General features: G+C 72.2%; 20 protein-coding genes. 12 read left to right on the forward strand and 8 right to left on the reverse strand.

Annotated elements, in window-relative coordinates:
• Positions 1–4 precede the first annotated feature (4 nt).
• Positions 5–1,714: an SMP-30/gluconolactonase/LRE family protein gene (locus SM447_RS02575; protein WP_474571067.1), complete on the forward strand. Its 1,710-nt coding sequence runs from the start codon at positions 5–7 to the stop codon at positions 1,712–1,714.
• Positions 1,715–1,744: 30 nt separating this feature from the next.
• Here the strand turns inward: SM447_RS02575 and lexA are convergent, their stop codons facing one another.
• A complete protein-coding gene (lexA, locus tag SM447_RS02580) occupies positions 1,745–2,527 on the reverse strand; it encodes a transcriptional repressor LexA (RefSeq protein ID WP_474571068.1) in 783 nt (260 codons plus the stop codon).
• Between the two features lie 550 nt (positions 2,528–3,077).
• On the opposite strand from lexA, the gene nrdR reads away from it, so the two are divergent.
• The 5 genes from nrdR (at position 3,078) to SM447_RS02605 (ending at position 8,843) form a co-directional block, all read left to right on the forward strand.
• Positions 3,078–3,578 carry a transcriptional regulator NrdR gene (nrdR, locus tag SM447_RS02585; RefSeq protein ID WP_474571069.1) on the forward strand — a complete coding sequence of 167 codons (501 nt, stop codon included), beginning with the start codon at positions 3,078–3,080 and terminating at the stop codon, positions 3,576–3,578.
• Between the two features lie 66 nt (positions 3,579–3,644).
• Complete coding sequence (locus tag SM447_RS02590; RefSeq protein WP_474571070.1) at positions 3,645–6,521, forward strand: vitamin B12-dependent ribonucleotide reductase; 2,877 nt, start codon at positions 3,645–3,647, stop codon at positions 6,519–6,521.
• A gap of 487 nt (positions 6,522–7,008) precedes the next feature.
• On the forward strand, positions 7,009–7,416 hold the full coding sequence (locus SM447_RS02595) for a hypothetical protein (protein ID WP_474571071.1): 408 nt from the start codon (positions 7,009–7,011) through the stop codon (positions 7,414–7,416).
• Positions 7,401–7,835, forward strand: a complete 435-nt coding sequence (locus SM447_RS02600) for a PIN domain-containing protein (RefSeq protein ID WP_474571072.1) — start codon at positions 7,401–7,403, stop codon at positions 7,833–7,835. Before SM447_RS02595 ends, SM447_RS02600 begins: the two co-directional genes overlap by 16 nt.
• A 57-nt stretch (positions 7,836–7,892) precedes the next feature.
• A complete protein-coding gene (locus tag SM447_RS02605) occupies positions 7,893–8,843 on the forward strand; it encodes a DUF2332 family protein (protein ID WP_474571073.1) in 951 nt (316 codons plus the stop codon).
• Here SM447_RS02605 and SM447_RS02610 read toward each other — a convergent pair.
• Positions 8,827–9,246 carry a DUF6010 family protein gene (locus SM447_RS02610; RefSeq protein WP_474571074.1) on the reverse strand — a complete coding sequence of 140 codons (420 nt, stop codon included), beginning with the start codon at positions 9,244–9,246 and terminating at the stop codon, positions 8,827–8,829. The genes SM447_RS02605 and SM447_RS02610 overlap by 17 nt on opposite strands.
• Positions 9,247–9,329: 83 nt before the next feature.
• Between SM447_RS02610 and SM447_RS02615 the strand changes: the two genes are divergently transcribed.
• The gene (locus tag SM447_RS02615; protein WP_474571075.1) at positions 9,330–10,313 is read left to right on the forward strand and encodes a GlxA family transcriptional regulator; all 984 of its coding nucleotides are present in this window, start codon (positions 9,330–9,332) and stop codon (positions 10,311–10,313) included.
• Positions 10,314–10,531: 218 nt separating this feature from the next.
• The gene (locus tag SM447_RS02620; protein WP_474571076.1) at positions 10,532–11,803 is read left to right on the forward strand and encodes a BtrH N-terminal domain-containing protein; all 1,272 of its coding nucleotides are present in this window, start codon (positions 10,532–10,534) and stop codon (positions 11,801–11,803) included.
• A gap of 86 nt (positions 11,804–11,889) precedes the next feature.
• On the opposite strand, the gene SM447_RS02625 is transcribed toward SM447_RS02620, so the two are convergent.
• A complete protein-coding gene (locus SM447_RS02625; RefSeq protein WP_474571248.1) occupies positions 11,890–13,071 on the reverse strand; it encodes an RNA polymerase sigma factor in 1,182 nt (393 codons plus the stop codon).
• Positions 13,072–13,157: 86 nt separating this feature from the next.
• A complete protein-coding gene (locus SM447_RS02630) occupies positions 13,158–13,499 on the reverse strand; it encodes a YciI family protein (protein ID WP_474571249.1) in 342 nt (113 codons plus the stop codon).
• A 94-nt stretch (positions 13,500–13,593) separates the two neighbouring features.
• On the opposite strand from SM447_RS02630, the gene SM447_RS02635 reads away from it, so the two are divergent.
• Entirely contained in the window at positions 13,594–13,833 is a 240-nt protein-coding gene (locus tag SM447_RS02635; RefSeq protein ID WP_474571077.1) for a DUF5522 domain-containing protein, read from the forward strand.
• A gap of 55 nt (positions 13,834–13,888) precedes the next feature.
• Here the strand turns inward: SM447_RS02635 and SM447_RS02640 are convergent, their stop codons facing one another.
• Complete coding sequence (locus tag SM447_RS02640) at positions 13,889–14,578, reverse strand: iron-dependent transcriptional repressor DtxR (protein WP_474571078.1); 690 nt, start codon at positions 14,576–14,578, stop codon at positions 13,889–13,891.
• 99 nt (positions 14,579–14,677) lie between these two features.
• On the opposite strand from SM447_RS02640, the gene SM447_RS02645 reads away from it, so the two are divergent.
• The 3 genes from SM447_RS02645 (at position 14,678) to SM447_RS02655 (ending at position 19,380) form a co-directional block, all read left to right on the forward strand.
• Positions 14,678–15,541, forward strand: a complete 864-nt coding sequence (locus SM447_RS02645; RefSeq protein WP_474571079.1) for a sulfurtransferase — start codon at positions 14,678–14,680, stop codon at positions 15,539–15,541.
• A gap of 70 nt (positions 15,542–15,611) precedes the next feature.
• A complete protein-coding gene (locus tag SM447_RS02650; RefSeq protein WP_474571080.1) occupies positions 15,612–16,793 on the forward strand; it encodes an acetoin utilization protein AcuC in 1,182 nt (393 codons plus the stop codon).
• 28 nt (positions 16,794–16,821) lie between these two features.
• Positions 16,822–19,380: a bifunctional acetate--CoA ligase family protein/GNAT family N-acetyltransferase gene (locus SM447_RS02655; protein WP_474571081.1), complete on the forward strand. Its 2,559-nt coding sequence runs from the start codon at positions 16,822–16,824 to the stop codon at positions 19,378–19,380.
• Between the two features lie 69 nt (positions 19,381–19,449).
• Here the strand turns inward: SM447_RS02655 and SM447_RS02660 are convergent, their stop codons facing one another.
• Genes SM447_RS02660 through SM447_RS02670 form a run of 3 tightly spaced genes read right to left on the reverse strand, consistent with a single transcriptional unit; the run spans position 19,450 to position 20,701 of the window.
• Positions 19,450–19,857 carry a VOC family protein gene (locus tag SM447_RS02660; RefSeq protein ID WP_363917280.1) on the reverse strand — a complete coding sequence of 136 codons (408 nt, stop codon included), beginning with the start codon at positions 19,855–19,857 and terminating at the stop codon, positions 19,450–19,452.
• The gene (locus tag SM447_RS02665; RefSeq protein WP_474571082.1) at positions 19,854–20,345 is read right to left on the reverse strand and encodes an SRPBCC family protein; all 492 of its coding nucleotides are present in this window, start codon (positions 20,343–20,345) and stop codon (positions 19,854–19,856) included. The genes SM447_RS02660 and SM447_RS02665 overlap by 4 nt, the downstream gene beginning before the upstream one ends.
• Positions 20,342–20,701: an ArsR/SmtB family transcription factor gene (locus tag SM447_RS02670; RefSeq protein ID WP_474571083.1), complete on the reverse strand. Its 360-nt coding sequence runs from the start codon at positions 20,699–20,701 to the stop codon at positions 20,342–20,344. Before SM447_RS02670 ends, SM447_RS02665 begins: the two co-directional genes overlap by 4 nt.
• Between the last annotated feature and the right edge of the window lie 80 nt (positions 20,702–20,781).

Here is a 20,781-nt window from a genome sequence, read left to right on the forward strand (position 1 = left end):
TTTCATGCTCCGCACTGTTTCCTCCGTCACGGTTGCCCTCGGGCTGCTGGGGGCCACCGTGACGGTCACCGGTGCCGCTCTCGCCGCACCTGGTCCGTCACCCGCGAAGGCCGCGCAGGGTGCGACCCCGCTGACGGCGGTGGGACCCCCGGCCGTGGTCGGGTCGCCGGTCACGGCGGCGGGAAAGAAGCAGTGCTCGGTCACCGACTCGCGGCTGCGTGAGCTGTCCGGCCTGGTGGTGACCAAGAACGGCTACATCGTCATCAACGACAGCACCGAGCAGGACAACCGCAAGCGGGTCTTCTACCTGAACAAGGACTGCCAGGTCGTCCGCGAGGTGCCCTATTCCGGTGGCGGCCCGTTCGACACCGAGGATCTGGCCGTCTCGCCGGACGGCAAGACGCTGTGGATCGCCGACACCGGCGACAACGTCACCAGCCGGCAGCGCCGCGAGCGGGTGGCGGTCTGGAGCATGCCGATCAACGGCAGCGCGCAGCCGAAACTGCACCGGCTCTCCTACCCGGACGGCAAGCCGCGCGACGCGGAGGCGCTGCTGATCGGGGACGACAAGCTTCCCCTGATCATCACCAAGGTGACGGCGGGCAAGGCCGAGATCTTCACTCCGGACGGGGCGCTCAAGACCGGTGACACAGAGCCGGTGCCGATGAAGAAGCTCGGCGACATCGCGCTGCCGAGGACGGACACGGAGAACCCGCTGAGCACCTTCGGTCGCGTCGCGATCACCGGCGCGGCCCGCTCTCCGGACGGTTCCCGGGTGGTCCTGCGCACCTACGCCGACGCCTTCGAGTACGACGTCCAGAACGGCGACATCGTCACCGCCCTCACCACGACCACGCCCCGGGTCACCGCGCTGGCCGACCCGTTCGGCGAGGCGATCGCGTACTCGACCGACGGCAGGACGTTCCTGACCGTTTCCGATGCCGGCCACCTGGAGGACGACGACCCGGTCGACATCCTCAGCTACACCCCCTCCACGGAGGGCCCGAAGAACCTGGCCGGAGACGCGGGAGCGGCGCAGAAGTCCGCCGGACAGTCGTTCCTCGACGGGTTGGACCTGGACGACATCATGTACCTGATCGCCGCGGTCGGGGTGATCGGAAGCCTGCTGGTCGGCGCGGGCATCTTCGGCATCCTGCGGGCCCGCAAGCGTCCGGCACCGGCCGGTCGGAACCGCGACGATGACGACGGTCCGGGCAGCAAGGTCGACGGGTTCGGCCCGGCCCAGGACCGGGGCCGCGGCGGGGTGTACGGCGGGGCGCAGTCCGGAGGGGTCTACGGCGGTTCGTCGGGCGAGCGGCCCGGGGGTGGCGCCCGTTCGGGCGGTGTCTACGGGGGTGGCCGACCGGCCGCCGGCAACGGTGCCCGCCCGGCGTCGGGCGGTGGTGGCGTCTACGGCGGCGGTGGCGGTGGCGGCCGGCCCGGCGGCGAGGGTGCTCCGGTCTACGGCGCGCGGCCGGGCGGTAGCCGACCGGCCGGTGGCGGTGGACGCCCCGGCGGCGGGGTCTACGGCGCTGGCGGTGGGCGGGCCAGCGGCCAGCCTGGTGGGGGAGGGCGTGCGGAGCCACCCCGGCGGGGTGGCCCGAGTGAGCCCGACTACCGGGGGCGTCGCTCCGGCCGCTACCGGGAGGACGACGGCGAGCCGTACGGTCAGGTGCGCGGCGGCAACTACGGCTACCGGGGCGACCGGTACTGACCGAAGGTCAGCACCGGTCGAGCTGCGCGATCAGATGCGGCGCAGCACCGCGACAACCCGGCCCATGATGGTGGCGTCGTCGCCGGGAATCGGGTCGAATGCCGGATTCTGCGGCATCAGCCAGACGTGGCCGTCGCGTCGGCGGTAGGTCTTCACGGTCGCCTCGCCGTCGAGCATCGCGGCGACGATCTCACCGGAGTCCGCGGTCGGCTGCTGCCGGACCACCACCCAGTCGCCGTCGCAGATCGCCGCGTCGAGCATCGAGTCACCCTTGACCTGGAGCATGAAGACCTCGCCCTCGCCGACCAGCTCACGAGGCAGCGGAAAGACGTCCTCCATCGACTGCTCGGCGAGGATCGGCCCACCTGCGGCGATGCGACCCAGCATCGGCACGTAGGCCGGCGTGGGCCGCTGGGACCGGCTCAGCTCGTCGTCGACGTCGCTGGGGGAGCGGACGTCGACCGCCCGTGGCCGGTTCGGATCACGCCGCAGGAAGCCCTTCTTCTCCAGCTCCTTCAGCTGGTACGCGACGCTCGACGGAGAGACGAGGCCGACCGCCTCACCGATCTCGCGCACGCTCGGCGGGTAGCCGTGGCGCTCGACCCAGGTCCGGATGAAGTCCAGGATGCGCCGTTGCCGGGCGGTCAGGTCGACCGTCGCCGGGTCGGGGAAGCTGCTGACCACCGGGGTCACCGGGCGCACGGCCGGCTGGCCGGAGCGGGCGCGGGTGACGCTCCGGCGTCGGGCGGCCGGCGGGCCCGCCTCGATGCTCTGCTGCGGGCTCTGTGGCCGGTTGGCCCGGTCCTCGGTCACGTCCGTCCTCCCTGGTCGGCGCTGGGTGCCTCGGCGGCTCGTGGTGCGCGCGGTGATCTGCTGACCGGTGGGTCGACCATGGTCACCTCCGGTTGTTCATGACCGTATAGGTGAGATCGGTCTTTTTCAAACATCTGTACGACCTTCAGCCGCGTGTCGATGCGGAAATCCACCACGACTTCGGGCCCGTACTGATAAATAGTACGTCTGTTCGATCGCCAGGAAATGTCGATGCTCTCGCGGGGCGGGCGGTAACCGGTGCGGCTGGTCCGCGTTGGGCTCTCCGGTTGCGCAGAACGGGTGGTGCGGGTGGGCTGTCGGGTGACGCGCCGGACACGCCGGCCAACTTGACCTCGGATCGCCGGCGGCATACGGTCGACCCCTAGATGTAGTAGTCACATGGGCGTAAGTTGCCTACAGGTTGGGTTTGACTACCGACCGCACTTCCGGACCGTCGAGCTGGCGACCATCCTGCGGGGATGGCTCCGGCCCACTGGGGCGTGTCCGGAGGGCGGGTGGGGACCCGAGGTCGATCGAGGAGGTTGGGGCGATGCGGTGCCCGTACTGCCGGCACGCCGACTCCCGGGTGGTCGACTCGCGGGAGGCCGACGACGGTCAGTTGATCCGGCGGCGGCGGGCCTGCCCCGAGTGTGGCAAGCGGTTCACCACCGTCGAGGAGGCGGTGCTCGCCGTGGTCAAGCGCAGCGGCGTGACCGAACCGTTCAGCCGGACGAAGATCATCGGCGGGGTACGCAAGGCGTGCCAGGGCCGGCCGGTCGACGAGGACTCGATCGCGCTGCTGGCGCAGCGGGTCGAGGAGACCGTCCGGGCCAAGGGGGCCGCCGAGATTCCCAGCCACGAGGTGGGGCTGGCCATCCTGGGTCCACTGCGGGACCTGGACGAGGTCGCCTACCTGCGGTTCGCCAGCGTCTACCGGTCGTTCGACTCGCTCGCCGACTTCGAGCAGGAGATCGAGATGTTGCGGGCCGCCGCGCGCGCCCGGGAGGGCGCCGGTGCCGAGGCGGCCGGCGCGGCCGGCCACGCGCAGTGAGTTTCTTTCAGCAGTAGTGACAGTCGGATCGCGCGGCGGGGCCGCGCGGACGAGGGGGCGGATGAGATGCCGGGGGACGGTGTGACGACAAGCAGGTCACGGAACAAGGCGGGCGCAGGGCTCAAGGTCGAGCGGGTCTGGACGACCGCAGGGGTGCACCCGTACGACGAGGTCGCCTGGGAACGTCGCGACGTCGTGATGACGAACTGGCGGGACGGCTCGATCAACTTCGAGCAGCGCGGGGTGGAGTTCCCGGAGAGTTGGAGCGTCAACGCGGCCAACATCGTGACCACCAAGTACTTCCGGGGCGCGGTGGGGACCCCGGAACGCGAGTGGTCGCTCAAGCAGTTGATCGACCGGGTGGTCACCACCTACCGCACCGCCGGTGAGGAGTACGGCTACTTCGCCTCCCCGGCCGACGCCGAGGTCTTCGCCCACGAGCTGACCTGGATGCTGCTGCACCAGGTGTTCAGCTTCAACTCCCCGGTCTGGTTCAACGTCGGCACCCCCTCGCCGCAGCAGGTGTCCGCCTGTTTCATCCTCGCCGTTGATGACTCGATGGACTCCATCCTGGACTGGTACAAGGAGGAGGGGCTGATCTTCAAGGGCGGCTCCGGCTCCGGGGTCAACCTGTCCCGGATCCGCTCCTCCCGGGAACTGCTCTCCTCCGGCGGCACCGCCTCCGGGCCGGTCAGCTTCATGCGCGGCGCGGACGCCAGCGCCGGCACCATCAAGTCCGGCGGCGCCACCCGGCGCGCGGCCAAGATGGTGATCCTCGACGTCGACCACCCCGACATCGAGGAGTTCGTGGTCACCAAGGCGCGCGAGGAAGACAAGATCCGCGCGCTGCGTGACGCCGGGTTCGACATGGACCTGGGCGGCGCCGACATCGTCAGCGTGCAGTACCAGAACGCCAACAACTCGGTGCGGGTCTCCGACGAGTTCATGTCGGCGGTGGAGAACAGCGGCAGCTTCGACCTGCGTGGCCGGCTCGACGGCGCGGTGATCGACACGATCGACGCCAAGAAGCTGTTCCGCACCATCTCCCAGGCCGCCTGGGAGTGCGCCGACCCCGGCCTGCAGTACGACGACACCATCAACGACTGGCACACCTGCCCGGAGACCGGCCGGATCACCGCGTCGAACCCGTGCTCGGAGTACCTGCACCTGGACAACTCCTCGTGCAACCTGGCTTCGCTGAACCTGATGAAGTTCCTCCGCGCCGACGGCGGCTTCGAGGTGGAGAAGTTCGTCAAGAGCGTCGAGCTGGTCATCACCGCGATGGACATCTCGATCTGCTTCGCCGACTTCCCGACCGAGAAGATCGGCGAGACCACCCGGGCGTACCGGCAGCTCGGCATCGGGTACGCCAACCTGGGTGCCCTGCTGATGGCCTCCGGCCTGCCGTACGACTCGGAGCAGGGCCGCTCGCTGTCCGCCGCGATCACCTCGCTGATGACCGGCACGGCGTACCGTCGCTCGGCCGAGCTGGCCGGCATCGTCGGCGCTTACGACGGCTACGCCCGTAACGCGGAGCCGCACAAGCGGGTGATGCGCAAGCACGCCGCCGCCAACGACGAGATCAAGCCGTCCGGCACGGTGGCCACCGCCGTGGTCCGCGAGGCCACCAAGCAGTGGACCCTCGGCAACAAGATCGGTGACAAGAACGGCTGGCGGAACTCCCAGGCCAGCGTGCTCGCCCCGACCGGCACCATCGGCCTGATGATGGACTGCGACACCACCGGCGTCGAGCCGGACCTGGCGCTGGTCAAGTTCAAGAAGCTGGTCGGCGGCGGCTCCATGCAGATCGTCAACCAGACGGTGCCGCGCGCCCTGCGTTCCCTCGGCTACCCGGAGGAGCAGGTCGAGGCGATCGTCGAGCACATCGCCGACCAGGGGCACGTGGTGGACGCCCCCGGCCTCAAGCCGGAGCACTACCCGGTCTTCGACTGCGCCATGGGCGAGCGTTCCATCGCGCCGATGGGCCACGTGCGGATGATGGCGGCGGTCCAGCCGTTCATCTCCGGCGCCATCTCCAAGACGGTCAACATGCCGGAGCAGGCCACCGTCGAGGACGTCGAGAAGATCTACTTCGAGGGTTGGAAGCTCGGTCTCAAGGCCCTCGCGATCTACCGGGACAACTGCAAGGTCGGCCAGCCGCTGTCGGCGGCGAAGAAGAAGACCGCCGAGCCGGAGCCGACCGCCGCCGTCGAGCCGGTGGTGGAGAAGGTCGTCGAGTACCGCCCGGTGCGCAAGCGGCTGCCGAAGAAGCGCCCGTCCGAGACCATCTCCTTCTCCGTGGGCGGTGCCGAGGGCTACCTCACCGCCTCGTCGTACCCGGACGACGGTCTCGGCGAGGTCTTCCTCAAGATGTCGAAGCAGGGCTCCACCCTGGCCGGGGTGATGGACGCCTTCTCGGTGGCCATCTCCATCGGCCTCCAGTACGGCGTGCCGCTGGAGACGTACGTCAGCAAGTTCACCAACATGCGCTTCGAGCCGGCCGGCATGACCGACGACCCGGACGTGCGGATGGCCGCCTCGGTGATGGACTACATCTTCCGTCGCCTGGCGTTGGACTTCCTGCCGTACGAGCGCCGCGCCGAGCTGGGCATCTTCACCGCCAAGGAGCGGGCCGCCCAGCTCGCCGCCGAGGCCGAGGCCGAGGCGAACGGCACGGACCTGACCGCGATGGCCGCCTCCGCCCCGGTGGAGACCAGGCCGGAGGAGCCGAAGGCCGGCCCGGTCGCCCAGCCGGCCCAGGAACTCTCCGACGTCGCCGCCGTCAAGCCGGCACCGTCGGTCGGTTCCAGCACCGAACTGCTGGAGGCCGTGATCGGCAAGGCCGCCGACGCGCCGCTCTGCTTCACCTGCGGTACGAAGATGCGCCCGGCCGGTAGCTGCTACGTCTGCGAGGGCTGCGGCTCCACCAGCGGCTGCAGCTGATCCGCGCACACGACAGAGCCCCGGGCACCCGCCCGGGGCTCTGTCGTCTCTCGGGATCTTGGACCGAAACTGCCCTCCCGGGGGCGCTTTCGTACCAAGATTGGTCAAGCCCGCTCGTCAGGCGAGGTGTCTGCGCAGCTCGATGGCGAGGGCGTCCATGTCGGCCTCGGGGACACGTTCGTCGGGTGACGCGTTGAGGTAGGCGAAGGCACGCGGGCCACGCCTCGGCGTCGGTCAGTTCGGCGATCGACGTGACGTGCCGGCGGGGTACGAGCACCAGCCAGCCGGGCAGCCGGCTGTCGAACGCGTGCACCACCCGCCAGCGCTCGTCGACATCGACGCGTTCCCGGGGCGGCAGCGCGTCGAACCGCTCCTCGCTGCGACACACATAGCAGTCCATCCCTGAAGGTAGCGCCTTGGTGGGCGCTCCGTAACTCGGGTGCGTGTCGGGGAATCAACCGGTTGCCACCAGCGGTAGCATCGGATGATGACCGCAGAGCCGCTTCCGCCACCCTCGACGCCGGAGGGTGAGGGTGAGGCAACGCCTCATCTCATATCGGAGCTGGCGGGCGCACTCAACGATCCCGAGTCGGCGTCTCCGGAGATCCGGGCCGCGCTGGCACGTCTTCTCGTTGATCCGTCCGCCAGATCGGGTCGGCGGCTGCGTCTGGTGAGCCGGGCTCGCAAGGTCAGCGTGTCGATGCCCGAAGATCTCACCGCCGCCGTGCAACAGCGGGTGGGGCGTGGGGAGTTCAGTCAGTACGTGACCGAGGCGGTTGCGCGGCAGCTTGAACTGGACCTCCTCGCGGAACTCGCCACGCTCCTCGAAGCGGAGCACGGCCCGATCTCCGACGAGGCCCTGGACGAAGCGAGGCGCTCGTGGCCCGACGTGTAGTGGGCGCGGGTGGCGCACTCGTTCTCGACTGCGAGGGGCTGGTCAAGCTCGCGGCGGGAGACCAGCGCGTACGAGCCTTCCTGCAGACCGCCCATGAACGCCGCGCCAGAGTGATCGTCAGCGCGCTGACCCTGACCGAAGTGCTACGAGGCGGGCCCCGCGACGCTACCGTGCACCGGGTGCTGTCCCGGATCACCGTGCAGCCGGTGAGCGCGGAGCTTGGTCGCCGTGCGGGCGAGCTTCTCGGCGCAGCCGGTCTGTCGGGTCATCGGTGCGCCACCGATGCCGTGGTGGCCGCGACGGCTCTGGAATTGACGCGTCCCGTGGTGCTGCTGACCAGTGACCCGGACGACCTGCACAGGCTCGTCGAGGAGCCGGAGCGGCCGAAGGACCAGCGCGTTGCCGTGGTCCACGTGTGACTCAGATCCCGGGCCGACATTTGACCTTGGCATGCCATCCGTTGGGATGATCGGGCCATGACGATCGCTCAGCGCTACGTCAGGTTCGCCGAGCGCGAGGCGCGCGGGGTCTCTGCCTCGTACGAGCGGCTGGCCCGCTCGGTGTCCCGCGACGACGAACTGCTCGCCCTGCTCGGCACCCTGCCGGAGGCCAAGCAGCAGCCGAATCTGCTCTTCGGTGTCGTGCGCCTGCTCGGTGGGCCGGTGGACGAACCGGCCGCGTTCCGCGACTACACCTTGGCCAACTGGGCGGCGGTCGCGGCGGAGATCCGTACCCGGGTCACGCAGACCAACGAGGCCGGGCGCTGCGCCGTACTGCTGCCGTTGCTGGCGGCGCTGCCGCAGCCGCTGGCGCTGCTGGAGGTGGGTGCCTCCGCCGGGCTCTGCCTCTACCCGGACCGGTACGCCTACCGGTACGCCGGCAGCGCACCCGACGGCCACCTGATCGGTGCGGGGGAGCCGGTGCTCGACTGTGTGGCCACGAACCTGACGCCGCCGGACCACCGGCCGGAGGTGGTGTGGCGGGCCGGCCTGGACCTGAACCCGCTCGACGTGACCGATCCGGCCGACGTGGCGTGGCTCGACGCCCTGATCTGGCCGGAGAACGAGCATCGCCGAGACCGACTACGGGCGGCGGCGGCCGTCGCCGCCGCCGACCCGCCGCTGCTGGTCCGCGGCGACCTGGTCGACGACCTGCGGGCGCTGGCCGCACAGGCGCCGGCCGACGCCACCCTGGTGGTCTTCCACACCAGCGTGCTCTACCTGGTGCCGGCACCGCGCCGGGCGGCCTTCGCCGAGTTGGTACGCGGGCTGCCGGGTCACTGGATCGCCAACGAGGGGCCGGCGGTGCTGCCGTACGCCGGACTGCCGCAGCCACCGAGCGACGCGCACCTCAACGTGCTCGCGCTCGACGGGCAGCCGCTGGCCTGGACCCGTGGGCACGGGCAGGAGATCATCTGGTTCGGGTAGCGACGACGGGCCCTGCCGACAGCAGGTGGGGCAGGTCCCGCAGCGACCAGCCGCCGGTCAGGCACCAGAGCGCGATGACCGGGTCGCAGATCGCGCAGCCGAACGACGAGTCGTGGGCGAAGGGGATGATCGGATTGCCCTTCAGGTGGTGCACGACGTCCCAGCCGGTGTGCAGCAGCCAACCGACACCGATCCACCGCCACGACTCCAGCCCTCGGAACGCGACGTAGACCAGCACGGCCACGAACGGGAACTCCCACGCCCCGAGCCCGCCGCCGCTGAGGTACGCCGCCCCCGCCCCCGCGATCATGATGGCGTTGAAGCGGCGGCGGTGCGGTTCCCGGATCAGCGAGTTGAGGCAGACGTAGAGGACGCCGATGAGCAGCGGCACGACGATGTTCATGAGCGGCCAATCTAGGTACCGGCGGCGGTGTCTAGCAGGGGTCGGCGAGCCATCGACCGACAGGTTCGCGCCAGAATGGGCGGATGCACCGGGTGGTGGTCGTCGCGTACGACGGTGTGGTCCCGTTCGACCTGTCCGTGCCGGTCGAGGTGTTCGGCCGGGCCCGGCTGGCCGACGGCAGGCCGGCGTACCAGGTGCGGGTCTGCGGGGCGACCGACGAGGTCCGGGCCGGTGCGCTCGGCCTGCGGGTGCCGTACGGCCTGTCCGCGCTCGCCGAGGCGGACACGGTGGTCGTACCGGGGATGGCCGACCTGGACGCGCCGCTGCCGGAGGCGGTCCGCGCGGCGCTGGCCGACAGCCCCGCCCGGCTGGTCTCGATCTGCACCGGCGCCTTCGTGCTGGCCGCCGCCGGCCGGCTCGACGGGCGGCGGGCCACCACCCACTGGGCGGCCGCGGCCGAGCTGGCCCGCCGGTACCCGACGGTCCAGGTCGACCCGGACGTGCTGTTCGTCGAGGACACGCCGGTACTCACCTCGGCCGGCGCCGCCGCCGGGCTCGACCTCTGCCTGCACGTGGTGCGCCGCGACCACGGTGCCGCCGTCGCCGCCGAGACCGCCCGTAGCTGCGTGATGCCGCTGGAGCGGGCCGGGGGACAGGCGCAGTTCGTCGCGTACGAGCCACCTGCGCCGGCCGGGCACAGCCTCGCACCGCTGCTGTCGTGGCTGACCGACAACCTGCATCGTCCGCTCACCCTGACCGAGATCGCCGCCTACGCGACGATGAGCCCGAGGTCGCTGAGCCGGCACTTCCGCGACCAGACCGGCACCACGCCGATGCGGTGGCTCAGCCGGCACCGGGTCCGTCGGGCCCAGCACCTGCTGGAGCGCAGCGACCAGCCGGTGGAGCGGATCGGCGAGCTGGTCGGCTTCGCCTCGCCGACCGCCTTCCGGGCCTGCTTCCGCCAACTCGTCGGCGTCAGCCCTCGCGACTACCGGGCGACCTTCCCACCTCCCGTCTCCCGCGACTCCGGCGAGGGCCGGCCAGAGTCGCGGGCCGTGCCCGGCTGACGAGGAGCGAGGGCGGGCGGCGGCTGCGGTAGGGTGTGTGTGGCGCGCCCCCGCGCCCGACCTCCAGACCCGGTGCCCACGCTGCCGGGCGATCGCGGAGGCAAGGGGTTCCACGGCCTCGGGGGAGCACGAGACTGGTTCGCGAATGTCCGGTTGCTGGCCGTCGCACCGTCGCGGGCGTGGGGCGGGCGGGTCGACGCGCCGCAGACGAGGACATCATGACCAGCGACAAGCATCTCAAGGCCCGCATCCGTGCCCGCATGGCGAAGACCGGCGAGCGCTACGCCGAGGCCCGCCGGCACATCGTGGGTTCCGGTCGCGAGCACACCGACCACGGGTACGCGCTGCGTGGCGGTATCCACCCGGAGACCGCCAACATCGCCAACGTGCTGCACCACCACGGACGCGAGATCTCCGAGGCGATGGTGCTCGGAGTCGGCGGCGGCCTCGGTGCGGGTTACATCCTGTGGGAGTTCGCGGCGCACGACACCGCCGTGCTGACGCTCGGTTTCCGGCATCGGTGGAACTACCTGGACTGGACCGACACGACGCTGACCCGGCTCGGTGTGCCGTTCCGGGTGGAGCGGACCGGCGGGGTGCGGAAGGCCCAGGCGGCGCTGAATGGCGCCCTCGACGCCGGGCACCCGGCGATCGTGGTGCCGGACCGGCTGCTCGTCGGCTACTGGCATCTTCCCGAGCACCTGGACGGCTTTGGCGGTCACCAGGTGGTGGCGTACGCACGCACCGGTGGTGGGGTCCGGCTCGATGACCGGAACCTCGGTCCGCTCACCGTGGACAGCGACCGCCTCGATCGTGCCCGGGCCCGCGTCGGCTCGTACCGGAACTGTCTGTGGGAGATCGAAGGTCCGGGCGGCACGGACCTCGCGGCGGCCGTGCTGGCCGGGCTCGGTGACTGCGTCGCCGGCCTCGGGGGGTCCTCGACCTCGTTCGCCCTGCCGGCCTGGCGCAAGTGGGCCAGGTCCACCGTCGACCCCCGGGCGGCGAAGGGATGGCCGACCGTCTTCGCGGACGGTGTGGGCCTGGTCGGCGCGTTGCTGTCCATCTGGGAGGGCGTGGCGCCGGTGGGTGCCACCGGCGGGCACCTGCGTGACCTCTACGCCGTCTTCCTCGACGAGGCAGCCGCCCTGCTGCGCGCTCCGGACCTCACCGCCTGCGGGGACCGCTTCCGCGACGCGGCGGCGGCCTGGCACGCGGTGGCCGAGGCGGCGCTCCCCGCCGACGTGCCCGATTACCTGCAGCTCCGCGAGTTGAGCGCCGATCTCGCGGCGGCCGTCACGCTCGGCGACCAGGGCGACGGCGAGCGCTCGGCCGCGGCCGGTGCGTTCTGGGCCGCTCGTGCCGAACTCGACCGGCGGCCACCGGTCGATCCTGACTTCCCCGCTCTGGCCACCGCGATCGAGACGGCCTACGAGACTGAGGCGGTCGCCGTCGACGAGCTGCGAAAGGCGGTCCGGTCGCTCACGCGGTGACCTCCCCCGGCACCAGGCCCGTCGATCATGCCGTCGATCGTCTCGGCGACCAGCGATGCATGATCGGCGGGCAGCGGGCGGAGCCGTCAGGGGGTGGGGAGTTCGGTCAGGCGGGTGGTGAGGTAGTCGCGTTCGGCGTCGTTGTCGACCAGGTCGAGAGCGATCCGGTAGGCCTGGGCCGCCTCGGCGTCGCGGCCGAGTCGGTGCAGCAGGTCGGCGCGGATCGCCGGCAGGTAGTGGTAGCCGGCCAGTCGGGCGTCCTGGGCGAGGGCGTCGACCTCGGCGAGTGCCGGGGCCGGTCCGTCCACCATCGACACGGCCACCGCCCGGTTCAACGCGACCACCGGTGAGGGCCAGCGGGCCAGCAAGGCGTCGTAGAGCTGGACGATCTGTGGCCAGTCGGTCGCGGCGTAGCTGGGCGCGTGGGCGTGCAGCGAGGCGATCGCGGCCTGCAACGCGTACCGACCGGGCCGTCCGCTGCGCAGCGCCTCCATCACCAGGCGGTGCCCCTCGCCGATGGCGTCCCGGTCCCAGGCGGAACGGTCCTGGTCCTCCAGCCGCAGCAGCCGGCCCGCCGCGTCGGTGCGGGTGGCCCGGCGGGCGTCGGTGAGCAGCAGCAGCGCGAGCAGACCACGCACCTCCGGCTCGTCGGGCATCAGGGTGGCCAGCATCCGGGCCAGGTGCAGCGCGCGCTCGACGAGATCACCGCGGACCAGGTCGCCACCCGAGGGTGCGGTGTGCCCGGTGGTGAGGAGCAGGTGTACGACGGTGAGCACCGAGTCCAGCCGTTCGGGCAGGTCGGCGGCCTCGGGTACCCGGTAGGGGATCCGGGCGGCGGCGATCTTCTTCTTGGCCCGGGTGATCCGTGCGGCCATCGTCGGTTCGGGGACCAGGAAGGCGTGGGCGATGTCACCGGTGCTCACGCCGCAGACCAGGCGCAGGGTGAGCGCCACCTGGGCCTCCCGGGCCAGCGCCGGATGGCAGCAGGTGAAGACCAGGCGCAACCGGTCGTCCGGCACGGCGGCCTCGTCGGGGATGTCCGGCTCCGTTTCGGCGGGCTCCACGAGCAGGGGCAATTTCGCGCGCAACACCTGCCGTCGGCGCAGCACGTCGAGGGCCTTGCGGCGGGCCGTCGCGGTCAGCCAGGCGCCGGGCCGGTCCGGTACGCCGTCCCGGGCCCACGCGCCGAGCGCGGCCAGGTACGCCTCCTGGACGGACTCCTCGGCCAGATCGAAGTCACCGGCCACGCGGGCGGTGGCGGCGAGCACGAAGGCCCACTCGCGGCGATGCGCGTCCGCCACCGCCCGCTCGACCTCCACGGCCGAGGACGGCCCGGAAGCGCGCTCGCCGTCACTCACTCGGCGGGCGGCGTGAACAGGGGCCGGACCTCCACCCCTCCGTGGATGGTGGCCGGGTTGAGTTTGGCGATCTTCAATGCGGTGTCCAGGTCGGGCGCCTCCAGGACGAAGAACCCGGCGACGACCTCCTTGGCCTCGATGAACGGGCCGTCGGTGACGAGGTCGCCGCGTACCGCGGTGGCGGTGGTGCTCGGTTGCAGGGCGAAGCCCGTCACGATCTGCCCACCCAGCTCCGCCACCTGCGCGGGGTACCGCTCCAGCAGGGCGACGTAGTCGGGCGTGAGGTCCATGGGGTCGGCCGGCGCGGGCGAGTAGATCAGGACTGCGTACTGGGCCACGGTGTCCTCCATTGACGGGTTCATCCTGAGCCCCACCGAGGAGCGGGGCCCGGTGCGAAACGACAGCGCCGGGGGAAAACCTAGACTGCCCGGGGTGAGCGGAGAACGACGGCCCCTGGCGGCGCGGCCCCTGACCGAGCCGCACCCGTCACGGTTGTCGCCCGATCACCCCGACCGGCAGCGGATCCTCGCCGCGCACACCGCCGCCCTCGCGGCGGGGGACGCCGGCTACCTCGATCCGGGCAGTGGGCTGTTCGTCCTCACGGCGGGCTTTCTGGCTCGCCGAGGGACCTGCTGCGGCCGGGGCTGCCGACACTGCCCCTACGTCAGTTGAGGCAGTGCCGGCGAGGCAGTGCCGGCGAAGGGCGAGGCGGCAGGCGCCACGGAAGTCAGGCGGCGGCGACGAAGACCCGGGAGGCGATCTCGCGAGGCAGCCGGACGCTCTCGCCGGACCGGTCGATCGACACGGCGTCGCGCTCCTGCGCCACGGTCACCGTGGCACCCGGGTCGACGCCGGCCGCGTGCAGCTGCCGGAGCACCTCGGCGTCGGTCTGCACGCTCTCGCAGATCCGGCGTACGACGACCTTGCCGGCCAGCCCGGGGAAGGCCAGGTTGCGCTCGCCGTCGCTGGGCTCGGGCTCGGCCAGGCCCGGCGAACCCAGCTCCTCCAGACCCGGAATCGGGTTGCCGTAGGGCGACCGGGTCGGCCGGTTGAGCAGGTCGTAGACCCGCTTCTCGACCGCGTCGCTCATCACGTGCTCCCAACGGCAGGCCTCCTCGTGGGCCTCCTCGTAGGGCATCCCGATCACGTTGACCAGCAGCAGCTCGGCGAGCCGGTGCTTGCGCATCACCGAGACGGCCGTGCTGCGCCCCTGCTCGGTGAGGCTGAGGTGCCGGTCACCTTCGACGGTGAGCAGGCCGTCGCGCTCCATCCGGGCGACGGTCTGGCTGACGGTAGGGCCGCTCTGGCGCAACCGTTCGGCGATCCGGGCGCGCAACGGAGGCACGCCCTCCTCCTCGAGTTCGAGGATCGTACGCAGATACATCTCGGTCGTATCGACCAGGTCGTGAGACTTCATGGTGTCAGCGGCCCTCCAGTGCTCGATGGTACCCTGCCGCATCCTCGACGTCCGGTGCCGAACCGCCGGGCATGTCACTCGTGGTGTTGACTGAAGGCCATGTCCGCTACCGAGGATCTTCTGGTCGAGGTTGATCGGCTCGCCGCCGAACTCGACGGGGTCGACCCGCCCACCCTGCTCGATGTCCGCTGGCGGCTGGCCGGCCCGCCGGGGCGCGACGACTACCTGGCGGGGCACCTGCCGGGCGCCGTCTTCGTCGACCTGGACACCGCGCTGTGCGGCGCTCCCGGCCCGGCCGGGCGGCACCCGCTTCCTGACCCGGTCGCCCTGGAATCGGCGCTGCGGGCCGCGGGCGTACGGGCCGGTCATCCCGTGGTGGTGTACGACGGCGGCGACGGGATGTCGGCGGCCCGGGCCTGGTGGACGTTGCGCTGGGCGGGGCACCGGCCGGTCCGGCTGCTGCACGGTGGTTACCCCGCCTGGACGGCTGCCGGCCTGCCCACCAGCACGGAGCAACCGACCCCGGTGCCCGGTGACGTGACCCTCCGCCCGGGAGCCCTGCCGGTGCTGGACGCCACGGCGGCCGCGCGGTTGGCGGCCGGCGAGGGTGTCCTGCTCGACGTGCGGGCCGCGCCGCGGTACCGGGGTGAGCACGAGCCGATCGACCCGGTCGCCGGTCACATTCCCGGCGCGGTGAACCTGCCCGCGCCCGAGTACGTCGCCGAGGGGCGCTTCCCGACCGCCGAGGCGCTGCGGGACAGCTTCGCCACCGCCGGAGTGGTCGAGGCGGCTCCGGTCGGTGCGTACTGCGGCTCGGGGGTGACCGCCGCCCAGGCGGTGCTCGCGCTGCACCTGGCCGGCCGTCCGGACGCCGCGCTCTACGTCGGCTCGTGGAGCCACTGGGTCGCCGACCCGGACCGGCCGGTGGCCACCGGCCGGACGCCTGACCGGCCGGACGCCTGACTGGCCCGACGCCTGACTGCGTGCGGCCGGCCGCCGGGTGCTCGGGTGGGCCGCATGCGACCATGGGCAGATGTCCGACGACACGGTGGTGGTGTGGGACGAGTCGCTGCTCGCCTACGACCTCGGTGACCACCCGCTCGATCCGGTGCGGGTGGAGCTGACCATCGCGCTCGCCCGGGAACTGGGCGTCCTGGCCCGGCCCGGGGTGCGCCTGGTGCCGCCGACCCCCGCCGACGACGCGTTGCTCACCCGGGTGCACGCCCCGCGCTACCTGGACGCGGTCCGGATCGCGCCGCGCGACCCGCTCTTCGCCGGTTTCGGTCTGGGCACCTCGGACAATCCCGTCTTCGACGGGATGCACGAGTCCAGCGCGTTGGTCGCCGGGGCGAGCGTGACCGCGGCCGAGGCGGTGTGGCGGGGCACGGCCCGCCGAGCGGTCAACGTGGCCGGTGGCCTGCACCACGCCATGCCCGCCCGCGCCGCCGGGTTCTGTGTCTACAACGACCCGGCGGTGGCCATCGCCCGGCTGCTCGACCTGGGCGCCGAGCGCATCGCGTACGTCGACGTCGACGTGCACCACGGCGACGGGGTGCAGCAGATCTTCTGGGACGATCCGCGGGTGCTGACGGTGAGCCTGCACGAGACCCCGCTCGCCCTGTTTCCCGGCACCGGGTTCCCGGACGAGACCGGCGGCCCGAAGGCGGCGGGCACCGCGGTCAACATCGCGTTGCCGCCCGGCACCGACGACGCCGACTGGCAGCGTGCCTTCCACGCGGTCGTGCCGTCGGTGCTGCGTGCGTTCCGTCCGCAACTGCTGTTCAGCCAGTGCGGGGCCGACGCGCACCGCATCGACCCCCTTGCCGACCTGCACCTCTCCGTCGACGGGCAGCGCGCCACCTACCTGGCGCTGCGGGCGCTCGCCGACGAGCTCTGCGACGGACGCTGGGTGGCCACCGGCGGTGGCGGGTACGCCCTGGTCGAGGTGGTGCCCCGGGCCTGGACGCACCTGCTGGCGGTGGCCACCGGCGCACCGCTGGACCCGGCGACGCTGACCCCGCCGGCCTGGCGGGAACTGGCCATGGCCCGCCGTCCCGGGTTCGACGTGCCGCTGCGGATGACCGACTACGTCGACCCGGGGTACGAACCGTGGCAGCCCACGGGGGAGCCCAACCCGGTGGATCGGGCGATCGCGGCGACCCGGAAGGCGGTCTTCCCGCTGCTCGGTCTCGACCCGCACGATCCGCGTGACTGACTGAGCCGGCCGGGGAGGGCCGTCCGAGGTGACCACTGCCGAACAAGCCGTGGATGTGCTGCTCAGCGACGGCAGCACCGTCCAGTTGCGACCGATCGACCCGTCGGACGCGCCGGAGATCGTCGCGATGCACTCGCGGTTCTCCGAGCGCACCCGCTACCTGCGCTACTTCTCGCCGTACCCACGCATCCCGGAGCGGGACCTGCACCGCTTCGTCAACGTCGACCACCGCGACCGGGAGGCGTTCGTGGTGCTGGCCGGCGACCGGATCGTCGCGGTGGGCCGCTACGAACGGCTCGGTCCGCAGTCTCCCGACGCCGAGGTGGCCTTCGTGGTCGAGGACGCCTACCAGGGGCGAGGCATCGGTTCGGTGTTGATGGAGCATCTCGCCGACGCCGCCCGCCGGGCGGGGATCGTCAACTTCGTGGCCGAGGTGCTCCCGGCCAACGGTCAGATGCTGCGGGTCTTCGCCGACTTCGGGTACCAGATCCAACGGCAGTTCGCCGACGGGGTGGTGCACCTGAGCTTCCCGATCGCGCCGACCGAGACGACGCTGGAGGTGCAGCGCGGGCGGGAGCACCGCACCGAGGCGCGGTCCATCGCCCGACTGCTCGCCCCGCGTGGCGTCGCCGTCTACGGTGCCAGCGCCACCGGTCAGGGCGTGGGCGCGGCGGTCCTCGGCCACCTGCGCGACGGCGGCTTCACCGGGTCGGTGGTGCCGGTGCACCCGAGCGCCGCCCGGGTGGCGGGTCTGCCGGCCTACCCCTCGGCCGCCGATGCCGGCCTGCCGGTCGATCTGGCGGTGGTGGCGGTGCCGCCGGAGGCCGCCGCGGATGTGGTCGCCGACGCCGCGGCCGCCGGCGTGCACGGCCTGGTCGTCATCTCGGCCGGCTTCGCCGAGGCCGGTGTCGAGGGTGCCGCCGCACAGCGGGCCCTGGTCCGGGCGGCCCACGCGGCGGGCATGCGGGTGATCGGCCCGAACTGCCTGGGAGTGGCCAACACCGACCCGCAGGTACGCCTCAACGCCACCCTCGCCCCGCGTCTGCCGGTGCCCGGCCGGGTCGGCATCTTCAGTCAGTCGGGCGCGTTCGGCGTGGCCCTGCTGGCCGAGGCGGACCGGCGGGGACTGGGCCTGTCCAGCTTCGTCTCGGCCGGCAACCGGGCCGACGTCTCCGGTAACGACCTGTTGCAGTACTGGCAGGACGACCCGGCCACCGACGTGATCATGTTGTATCTGGAGACCTTCGGCAACCCGCGCAAGTTCGCCCGGCTGGCCCGGCGCATCGGCCGGGACAAGCCGGTGGTGGCCCTGGCCTCGCCGGCGCGACCGCCCGGCGTGGGCGACTCGGCCGGCCCGGACGCCACCGCCGTCAGCGCCCTGTTCGCCCAGTCCGGGGTGATCCGGGTGGACACCGTCAGCGAGCTGCTCGACGTCGGGGTGCTGCTGGCCAACCAGCCGCTGCCGGCCGGAGACCGGGTCGGTGTGGTCGGCAACTCCTCGGCGCTGACCGGGTTGGCGGCGACCGCCTGCGCGGCCCAGGGGCTCACCGTCGCCGACGGCTACCCGCGTGACGTCGGGCCGAGGGCCAGCGCCGCCGAGTTCGCCGAGGCGCTGGCCGCGGCCGCCGTCGACGATGGCGTCGACGCGCTGGTGGCGCTCTTCGCCCCGCCGCTGCCCGGCCAGTTCACCGGCACCGAGGCCGACTTCACCGCCGCCGTGCCCGCCGCGCTGTCGGGCGGCAAACCGGCGGTGGCCACGTTCCTCGTCGGCCGGGCGCCGGCCGGGATGCCGTCGTACCCGAGCGCGGAGGAGGCGGTCCGGGCGTTGGGCCGGGTCACCGCGTACGCGCAGTGGCTGCGCCGGCCGTCCGGCACGCTGCCCGAGCTGGCCGACGTGGACCCGGTGGCGGCGCAGGCGGCGCTGCGGTCGGACGACACGGACGCGGCGGCGTTGCTGGCCGCGTACGGCATCGACGTGGTCAAGTCGGTGCCCGCCTCCTCGGTGGACGAGGCCGTCGAGGTGGCGGCGCGGCTCGGCTTCCCGGTGGCGCTCAAGGCCGCCGCCCCGGGGCTGCGGCATCGTCTCGACCTCGGTGCGGTCCGCCTCGACCTGCCCGACGCCGCCGCCGTGCGCCGTGCCTGTTCCGAGCTGGCGTCGGCCTTCGGCGCGGATGTCCTGGTGCAGCCGATGGTGCCGCCCGGCGTGGCCTGCGTCGTGGAACTGGTCGAGGATCCGGCGTTCGGGCCGGTGGTCGGGTTCGGGCTCGGCGGGGTCGCCACCGAGCTGCTCGGCGACCGGGCGTGGCGGGCGGTCCCGTTGACCGACCGGGACGCCGCCGAGCTGGTCGACGCGCCCCGCGCGGCGCCGCTGCTGCGCGGTCACCGTGGCGCCGCGCCGGTGGACCGGGCCGCCCTGGCCGACCTGCTGCTGCGGGTCGGCCGACTCGCCGACGATCAGCCCCGGGTGCGGGCGCTGACGCTGAATCCCGTGCTCGCCCGACCGGACGGCCTGTCGGTGCTGCACGCGCACGTCCGGGTCGGCTCCACCGCCGTGCCCCGCCCCGACACGGGCCCCCGCCGGCTGTGAAGGAAGGGCCCCTTCTTAACGCCTCGTGTATAGGAAGGGCCCCTTCTTAACACCCCTTGCGGCGGCCGATCAGGCTCGGCTGGAGATCTGCTGCACCGCCCAGGCGTTGCCGTCGGGGTCGGCGAAGAAGACGAAGCCGACGTTGTCCAGCGGGTCCGGCACCGGTCGCGGATTCTCGCCGAGCACCTGGATCTCGCTCACCTCGACGCCTCGTTCGAGCAGCTCGGCGCGGGCCTTGGCGAGGTCCGGCACGACGAGTTGGAGCCCTTTCAGCGATCCCGGCGGCATCTGCGGCACGGCGCCCTTGCCGATGACGATCGAGCAGCCCGAACCGGGTGGGGTCAGCTGCACGATGCGTACGTCGTCGCCGATCACCGTGTCGTGGTCGACGGCGAAGCCGAGCTGGTCGGCGTAGAACGCCTTGGCCCGGTCCACATCGGAGACCGGTACGACCACCACTTCCAGCGTCCAGTTCATCTTCTTCCTCCGGTTTCCGTCGTGAGCAGTTCGGCGAGTCGGGTGAAGCTTTCGGTGACCCCACGGGCCATCGGGTACCGCAGGGCGGTGTCGCGTCCCTCGGGGGTGGCGTAGCGCAGGGTGGTGGTGACGGTGGTCCGCCCGGCGAGTTCGGTGAACCGGTGGCGGACCAGGGTCTCGCCGGGATACGACTGGTCGTCGAAGCGTTCGGTGCAGACGAGTTCGTGTGGCGCGGCGACCGTCCGGTAGACCCCGCGCTGGACCATCCGTTGCCCGTCCGGGCCCTGCGACTCGAACCGCCATCGCCCGCCCACCCGCAGGTCGACCTCGCACCCGACCAACTGCCAACCGCCTGCGCCGTACCAGCGGACGAGCAACTCGGGGCGGGTGAAGGCGGCGAACACGAGGCGCGCCGGGGCGTCGAAGACCCGGCTGAGCACGATCTCCCGGTCGCCTGGCGTGTCGACCACCAGATGGTCGTCGATCACGGTGTCGCACCGCCGTCGGTGCCGTGACCTTCCTCGACCGAGCGCAGTTCGTCGAGGAGGGCGTCCAGACGCTGGAAGCGCTCGACCCAGTGGTCGCGGTACGCGGCGAGCCAGGCGGTGGCCTCCCGCAGCGGCGCGGCCTCGAGGCGGCACGGGCGTCGCTGGGCGTCCCGGCCCCGGCTGACCAGACCGGCGCGTTCCAACACGCGCAGGTGTTTGGAGACCGCCGGCTGGCTCATCGGGAAGGGCGCGGCCAGTTCGGTGACGGTGGCCTCGCCGGCTGCCAGCCGGGCGAGAATGGCCCGCCGGGTCGGATCGGCGAGGGCGGCGAAGGTGGCATCCAGGTTGCTGGGCACGGCATATAACCTTCCGGTTTGATAACCAAGAGGTTTCTACCGGGTCGGTGCGCCTGCCGTCAAGCGGACACGCGTCGGCC

The organism is Micromonospora aridisoli (assembly GCF_056150025.1).

Bases quoted from the DNA above. Each gene is read 5' to 3' on its own strand.
- SM447_RS02575 (WP_474571067.1), top strand. From the start codon at position 5: ATGCTCCGCACTGTTTCCTCCGTCACGGTTGCCCTCGGGCTGCTGGGG.
- nrdR (WP_474571069.1), top strand. From the start codon at position 3,078: ATGCGGTGCCCGTACTGCCGGCACGCCGACTCCCGGGTGGTCGACTCG.
- SM447_RS02590 (WP_474571070.1), top strand. From the start codon at position 3,645: ATGCCGGGGGACGGTGTGACGACAAGCAGGTCACGGAACAAGGCGGGC.
- SM447_RS02595 (WP_474571071.1), top strand. From the start codon at position 7,009: ATGACCGCAGAGCCGCTTCCGCCACCCTCGACGCCGGAGGGTGAGGGT.
- SM447_RS02605 (WP_474571073.1), top strand. From the start codon at position 7,893: ATGACGATCGCTCAGCGCTACGTCAGGTTCGCCGAGCGCGAGGCGCGC.
- SM447_RS02610 (WP_474571074.1), bottom strand. From the start codon at position 9,246: ATGAACATCGTCGTGCCGCTGCTCATCGGCGTCCTCTACGTCTGCCTC.
- SM447_RS02615 (WP_474571075.1), top strand. From the start codon at position 9,330: ATGCACCGGGTGGTGGTCGTCGCGTACGACGGTGTGGTCCCGTTCGAC.
- SM447_RS02620 (WP_474571076.1), top strand. From the start codon at position 10,532: ATGACCAGCGACAAGCATCTCAAGGCCCGCATCCGTGCCCGCATGGCG.
- SM447_RS02640 (WP_474571078.1), bottom strand. From the start codon at position 14,578: ATGAAGTCTCACGACCTGGTCGATACGACCGAGATGTATCTGCGTACG.
- SM447_RS02645 (WP_474571079.1), top strand. From the start codon at position 14,678: ATGTCCGCTACCGAGGATCTTCTGGTCGAGGTTGATCGGCTCGCCGCC.
- SM447_RS02650 (WP_474571080.1), top strand. From the start codon at position 15,612: ATGTCCGACGACACGGTGGTGGTGTGGGACGAGTCGCTGCTCGCCTAC.
- SM447_RS02660 (WP_363917280.1), bottom strand. From the start codon at position 19,857: ATGAACTGGACGCTGGAAGTGGTGGTCGTACCGGTCTCCGATGTGGAC.